This window comes from Fusibacter sp., assembly GCF_057447755.1.
The window spans coordinates 1-6,532 of record NZ_JBVBZF010000197.1 but is presented as its reverse complement, the minus strand read 5'-3'; the positions used below and the strand labels follow the sequence as shown (position 1 = coordinate 6,532).

General features: G+C 36.3%; 6 protein-coding genes and 1 pseudogene. All 7 read right to left on the bottom strand.

Features of this window, described 5'->3' with window-relative positions:
- On the bottom strand, nucleotides 1–1,417 hold a 1,417-nt coding region (locus AC220I_RS16220), incomplete at its 3' end, for a polyribonucleotide nucleotidyltransferase (protein WP_486724905.1).
- 288 nt (nucleotides 1,418–1,705) lie between these two features.
- The gene (gene rpsO, locus AC220I_RS16215; protein ID WP_486724904.1) at nucleotides 1,706–1,972 is read right to left on the bottom strand and encodes a 30S ribosomal protein S15; all 267 of its coding nucleotides are present in this window, start codon (nucleotides 1,970–1,972) and stop codon (nucleotides 1,706–1,708) included.
- A 105-nt stretch (nucleotides 1,973–2,077) separates the two neighbouring features.
- Complete coding sequence (locus tag AC220I_RS16210; RefSeq protein WP_486724903.1) at nucleotides 2,078–3,016, bottom strand: bifunctional riboflavin kinase/FAD synthetase; 939 nt, start codon at nucleotides 3,014–3,016, stop codon at nucleotides 2,078–2,080.
- A 30-nt stretch (nucleotides 3,017–3,046) separates the two neighbouring features.
- Entirely contained in the window at nucleotides 3,047–3,940 is an 894-nt protein-coding gene (gene truB / locus AC220I_RS16205) for a tRNA pseudouridine(55) synthase TruB (RefSeq protein WP_486724902.1), read from the bottom strand.
- On the bottom strand, nucleotides 3,940–4,917 hold the full coding sequence (locus AC220I_RS16200; RefSeq protein ID WP_486724901.1) for a DHH family phosphoesterase: 978 nt from the start codon (nucleotides 4,915–4,917) through the stop codon (nucleotides 3,940–3,942). The genes truB and AC220I_RS16200 overlap by 1 nt, the downstream gene beginning before the upstream one ends.
- A 105-nt stretch (nucleotides 4,918–5,022) precedes the next feature.
- Nucleotides 5,023–5,367, bottom strand: a pseudogene (gene rbfA, locus AC220I_RS16195) (30S ribosome-binding factor RbfA); the annotation flags it as partial.
- 84 nt (nucleotides 5,368–5,451) lie between these two features.
- A partial coding sequence (gene infB / locus AC220I_RS16190; RefSeq protein ID WP_486724900.1) for a translation initiation factor IF-2 occupies nucleotides 5,452–6,532 on the bottom strand: 1,081 nt, incomplete at its 5' end.

Below are 6,532 nucleotides of genomic sequence, written 5' to 3'. Positions count from 1 at the left end.
TGTTGTCCTCTTGAATTAAGCCCATTGCAATACCAGCAACTGAATCCTTAATCGGTACACCAGCATCAAGTAATGATAATGTACTACCACAAATACTCGCTTGTGAACTAGAACCATTACAAGTTACAACCTCTGATACCAAACGGATAGTGTACGGGAATTCTGTTTCTGAAGGTAGTACAGGAACTAATGCTCTTTCACCTAAGGCCCCATGACCGATCGCTCTTCTGTTGGTTCTGTTGATTCCAGTTTCACCTACTGAGAACGGTGGGAAGTTATAGTGGTGCATATATCTCTTGGTATCTTCAAGTCCAAGACCATCAATACGTTGAGATTCTCCTAAAGCACCTAAAGTAGTAATGGTAAGTGCTTGTGTTAAACCTCTTGTAAACAAACCAGATCCATGTGTTCTCGGAAGTAAACCAACTTCACATGATACCGGACGAATATCTCTAATACCTCTACCATCAGGTCTTACACCTTCATGGGTAATCATTTTTCTAACAATTGTTTTTTCAATTGCTTTAAATTGTTCTTTTAAGAAGTCTTTGTCGTCTGGATGAGACTCTTCAAAATGTGCAAGAAGTTCATCTTTTAACTCATCAAGCGCATCATTACGCTCATGCTTGTCATGAATTCTAACCGCTTTATCCATTTTTTCAGCTAAGAAATCATAAATTTCTTGTGTGTAAGCTTGGTCTACTTCTGGAATAATAACTTCAAACTTAGGCTTACCAACTTCATTGCTGATCATTTCGATAAACGCACAAATTTCTTTGATGGTTTCATGACCAAACATTATCGCTTCAAGCATGATATCTTCAGGTAAAATATCCGCACCAGCTTCAACCATTACAACCGCTTCTTTAGTACCCGAAACAACTAAGTGTAATCTTGATTTTTCAGCTTCTTCCACTGTAGGATTGATGACTAATTTGCCATCAACGTATCCAACAACAACAGCAGCCGCTGGTCCATTGAAAGGAATATCAGAAACACCAAGTGCAATAGAGGCACCATTCATAGCCACTGTGTCAGGTGTACAATCTTGATCAACTGATAATACAGTTGCAGTTACTTGTACATCATTTTTCATACCATCTGGGAAAAGCGGACGAATTGGTCTATCAATAAGTCTAGCTGTTAATACTGCCTTCTCAGAAGGTCTACCTTCTCTTTTAATAAAACCACCTGGGATTTTACCTACAGAGTATAATTTTTCTTCAAATTCCACACTTAGCGGGAAGAAATCTATGCCTGTTCTTGGTTTTTTACTTGCAACTGCAGTGATTAAGATTACTGTTTCACCATAGCTTACAAGTGCAGAACCGTTTGCTAAATTACCCATTTTGCCAAGTTCAACTTTAAATGGCCTTCCAGCAATTTCTTTTTCAAAAACTCTAACTTCTTTAATCATAATGCCTCCTAATAAATTGACATCATCTCACAGAATTTATCCTACTTATTTCAAATCAGCACTCACCTTATAGATCACTGAGGGCTCACTTCAAATAAGTAGGATTTTAAGATAAATTCTTGGATAACGCTTTGTAAAATTACCACTCCCTATATTATACTAAATTAATGTACAAATATAAAGGATTAAATCATATGGCCGCAACCACTTCGTAAAAAAACTAACACTTTGCAAAAGCTGCCACTTCGTAAAAAAAAGGTAGATTTTGCAATCTACCTTTATCTCATACTATTTTCTTAATCCTAACTCTTGAATTAAGCTTCTGTATTTGTCAAGATTGTTGTCTTTTAAGTAAGTAAGAAGGTTTCTTCTTTGACCTACCATTTTTAAAAGACCTCTTCTTGAGTGATGATCTTTTTTATGAGCTTTTAAATGCTCATTTAAATCATTGATTCTGAAAGTTAAAAGTGCAATTTGAACCTCTGGAGAACCAGTGTCCGTTGGATGCGTTTTAAATTTCTCGATAATTTCTAATTTTTTTTCTTTTGTAATCATGTTTGTTTCCTCCATTTCATAATTTTCACCATAAGCTATGTAGTCGTCGGAGTCTCGAGCAACAGGGCAAATGGTATACAACATTAGAATTATATCACCAATCGACTATTTAGACAAGTGACTTTTGAAATATTCACTTGCATTATTTAAATCTTCTTCCATTTTCTCAACCAGTTCATCCACTGAATTAAACTTGAGTTCATCCCTTAAACGTTTTATGAAATGTACTTCAATAACCTCGCCGTACAGAACTTGATCAAAATCAAAGATGTAGGTTTCCATGTTGAGACCAACCTGTTGAAAAGTTGGATTATAGCCTACATTTGTAACGCTCTGGTATTGGGTGCCCTTGTAAATGGTTTCAGTGATGTAAACACCTGATTTAATCGTACTGATATTTTCTTTGATTCTCAAATTCGCAGTTGGTACACCGATTGTCTTTCCAAGTTTTTTACCTTCCACAACAGTACCTTTAACAAAGTGTTTTCTACCTAGGAAAAAATTTGCTTCTTCAATTTTACCTTCAGTTAAAAGTTCGCGTATCAAAGTAGAAGATATTCTAATTTCATTCTTCATAATGGGTTCGACAATTTCATATGTGTAATCATAAAGTTTGGAAAACTCAATAAGCATATTGATATCGCCTCTTGCTTTTCTGCCAAATCGATAGTCATACCCCACCGTCAAATGCTTCATATGGAGTTTACCGATTAGAACATCTTTTATAAAATCTTCAGGCTCAATTTTTAACTGAGACTCATCAAACTTAATTAAAGCCAAATAATCAAGGCCAAATCGCGTAAAAATTTGAGTTTTCTCATCTACATCCATAATTTTAGGTGGTACATTATTGGGCGTCAAAATTTCACGTGGATGGTTGGAAAAAGTGTAGACAAAAGTCTTTAGCCCCCTGCTTTCAGCAGTTTTCTTCATTTCTCCCAAGACCTCCATATGACCAATATGCAAGCCGTCAAATGTACCCAAAGCAACTGATGTGCTGCTTTCTAATACGTCAATTTCCTCTAGTTCAAAATATATTTTCATAAAAACACCATTCTTTATTGATTGCCCTATTTATAGTAATTTCTTCATGAACAATCCCTTATCTGTATTTTCAGCAATACCATAAAAAGTACTACCTACGTATATTCTATAGAATTTACACTGACATTTCAATTGATTCTCATTTTTAAATCGATCCAATTGTATTTTTACCCCATTTTGGATAAGTTTATGATACTTATCCGTATCCGGTAATTCAATGCCTTCCATAAATGAAAGCGCTTCTTCAATCGATACCAAGTGTTTCGAAATTGTCTCCAGATCAACTTGATCAAGCTCGATTGCTTGATTCATTTTGAAGGGGTCAGACATCGTTCTTCTAAGCTCTGTCATGTGCGCATAGCAACCGAGTTTAAGACCAATGTCATGACAGAGTGTTCTGATGTATGTTCCCTTCGAACACATCACATCAAACTCTATTGTATGTTGTCTTACAACTATATTTTCGATGCTATGGATCGTTCTCCGCCTTGCTTCCCGTTCAACAACAATCCCCTTTCGAGCGAGGTCAACGAGTTTTTCGCCATTAACTTTTAAGGCGCTATACATTGGCGGTACCTGATCAATTTCACCGACAAAACTCAAAATAGCATCTAGTATTTTCTCTTCATCCAAATCAAAAGATTCGCATTTTTGTGTTACCACTCCCCACCTATCTTGGGTATCCGTAGCGGCACCTAACTGCATCTCACAGTGGTAGGCTTTTGCATTCTCAAGTAAAAAATCAACTATTTTAGTTGCACGCCCAATACATATTGGTAGCACCCCAGTTGCCATGGGATCCAATGTCCCTGTATGGCCAATTTTTTTTGTATTTAATTTCTTCCTTAAAATTGCCACCACATCATGAGAAGTCATTTCTTTTGGCTTATCGATCACGATTACACCATTCAATGGTTCACGCATTATATGAACTCTCCAATCATTTTGAGTATTGCCCGCTCGATTTCAACGTCACTCTCTTCAACCTTGAAGCCCGCTGCTTTTTTATGACCACCACCATTGAAGGCAAGTGCCACCTTGCTGACGTCAAAATCATTTTTAGACCGCATGGAAATTTTGTGGACATTAGCGGACATGTGTTTTATAAAGACAACAACCTCTACGCCTTTGATGTCACGAACATATTCAACAACTCCATCTGTGTCATATTCTGAAAGTGACAACTTGTCTTTTAAGATTTGAGGCAATTTCACGACGGCACACTTTCCATTAAAATGAAGTGTTAAGGTATCAAATATTTTATTTAATAGTAGTAACTTTTCAAATGATTTGTTTTGAAATATCTCTACATTTAATCGGTTAAAATCAAATGATTCTTCCATTAACTTCTTACAGACCTCAAAGGTATATGGTCTTGTATTAGAATATCTAAAACTGCCTGTATCCGTTACGATGGCAGCATAAAGCCCTTGAGCAGTGAAAGCATCAAGCTTTATATTAAAATAATCCAGAATTTCGAAGACAATCTCACCCGTTGAAGACGCTTCTGAATCAACAATGTTCAATTCTGCAAAATTTTGATTGGTAATATGATGGTCAATACTAATCGTATTCATATTAGGTCCGATTAAGGCCACACGGTCTTCAATTAACTTAACTTCACCAGTGTCTACAATAATAACTAGGTCATAGGCCATTTTCATCGCTTCTTCTGACGAAATGATTATATTCTGATTTTCCTCAAATAAAAACAATAAATTTGAAGGTATATCATCATTCAAGACAATATACCCTTTTTTATTAAAGCTTTTAATTAAATGATACATCCCGATTGCGGACCCTAGAGTGTCGCCATCAGGAAGTATATGAGGTAAAATCAAAACGGTATTGACATTGGCTGCCTCTACTTGTTTTCTTAAAGCCTCAAATTTTGTATTCATAATCTTCCTCAAATTCTATTCTTCGTCATCATCTTCAAATTCATCATCTTCATCAAGCTCGTCTGCATCTTCAAATTCATCTGCATCTTCAAGATTTTCATCATGTTTGATGTTTAACGAGCCAATAATGTCATTGATGTGCATCCCATGCTCAATTGATGTATCTTGCTTGAAAATGGGCTCAGGCGTGTATCTGAGTTTGACCCCTTTACCAATTTCTTTCCTGATAAAGCCTTTTGCACTATTTAAGCCATCAATGGTTTGTTGTGTATTGTGTTTTGGATCAAACACACTGATGTAGATTGTCGCATATCTAAGGTCATTTGTAACATCCACGTAAGTAACAGACGCAAGCTTTGAGACCCTCGGATCTTTAAGTTCAAACATAATGATATGGCTGACAATCTTCTTTATTTCTTCGTTTATGCGTTTATTTCTAGATTTAGACATATAAACACCTTCTTTCTTTATATGTGTTTATAGAATGAACCATCATAGACTGATGGTTCATTCTTAATATACCCATGATTAGGATTAATCTCTCTTAACTTCTTCCATGATGAATGCTTCGATTTCATCGTTTTCTTTCAAGTCATCATACTTTTCAAGACCGATACCACATTCAAATCCGGTATTAACTTCTTTAGCATCATCCTTAAAGCGTTTAAGTGATGAAATCTTGCCTTCGAAGATTACGATACCTTCGCGAATAAGTCTAACTTGTGCATTTCTTGTCACTTTACCACTTGTAACATATCCACCAGCAATCGTACCGACATTTGGCACTTTGAAAGTAGCTCTAACTTGAATTCTACCAAGTACAACTTCCTTAAATACTGGCTTGAGCATGCCCTTCATAGCCGTTTCAACATCGTTAATCGCATCGTAGATAATTCTGTAAGTTCTAAGATCGACACCCTCTTGATCGGCCATAAATGCCACATTCATAGATGGTCTAACGTTGAAGCCGATGATGATTGCGTTAGATGCAGATGCAAGTGTTACATCGGTCTCTGAAATAGCGCCAACACTCGCATGAATAATATTCACACGAACTTCTTCATTTTTAATTTTGAGAAGTGATTGTTTGATCGCTTCTACAGATCCATGAACATCTGCCTTAACGATGATGTTAAGATCTTTGATCTCACCTTGTTGAATTTTGTCAAATAATTGCTCAAGTGTAAGACCGCTATTTTTGCTGAGCGATTTTTCTCTTACTTGAATTGCATTCTTATCAGCAAAAACTTTTGCTGTTTTTTCATCAGGTGTAACGAAAATTTTGTCACCAGCTTGTGGTATATCCGATAAACCATCAATTTCAACCGAAGTTGATGGACCGATTCTTTTAACTTTCTTACCTTTATCATTGTACATTGCTTTGATTCTACCTGCAGATGCACCTGCAACGATAGGATCACCAACATTCATTTGACCTTTTTCAAGGATGATTGTCGTTACAGTACCACGACCCTTAACAACTTTAGCTTCAATTACAGTACCTACACCCAAACGATCTGGATTTGCTTTTAACTCGAGTACCTCAGCAACAAGCAATACCATCTCTAAAAGTTTGTCGAGACCTTCACCCGTTTTAGCTGAAACTGGTACAGCG

What these genes read in the sequence shown, in the direction of transcription:
- rpsO (WP_486724904.1), bottom strand. Translation starts at nt 1,972, where the DNA reads ATGATTACAAAAGAAAAAAAATTAGAAATTATCGAGAAATTTAAAACG.
- AC220I_RS16210 (WP_486724903.1), bottom strand. Translation starts at nt 3,016, where the DNA reads ATGAAAATATATTTTGAACTAGAGGAAATTGACGTATTAGAAAGCAGC.
- truB (WP_486724902.1), bottom strand. Translation starts at nt 3,940, where the DNA reads ATGCGTGAACCATTGAATGGTGTAATCGTGATCGATAAGCCAAAAGAA.
- AC220I_RS16200 (WP_486724901.1), bottom strand. Translation starts at nt 4,917, where the DNA reads ATGAATACAAAATTTGAGGCTTTAAGAAAACAAGTAGAGGCAGCCAAT.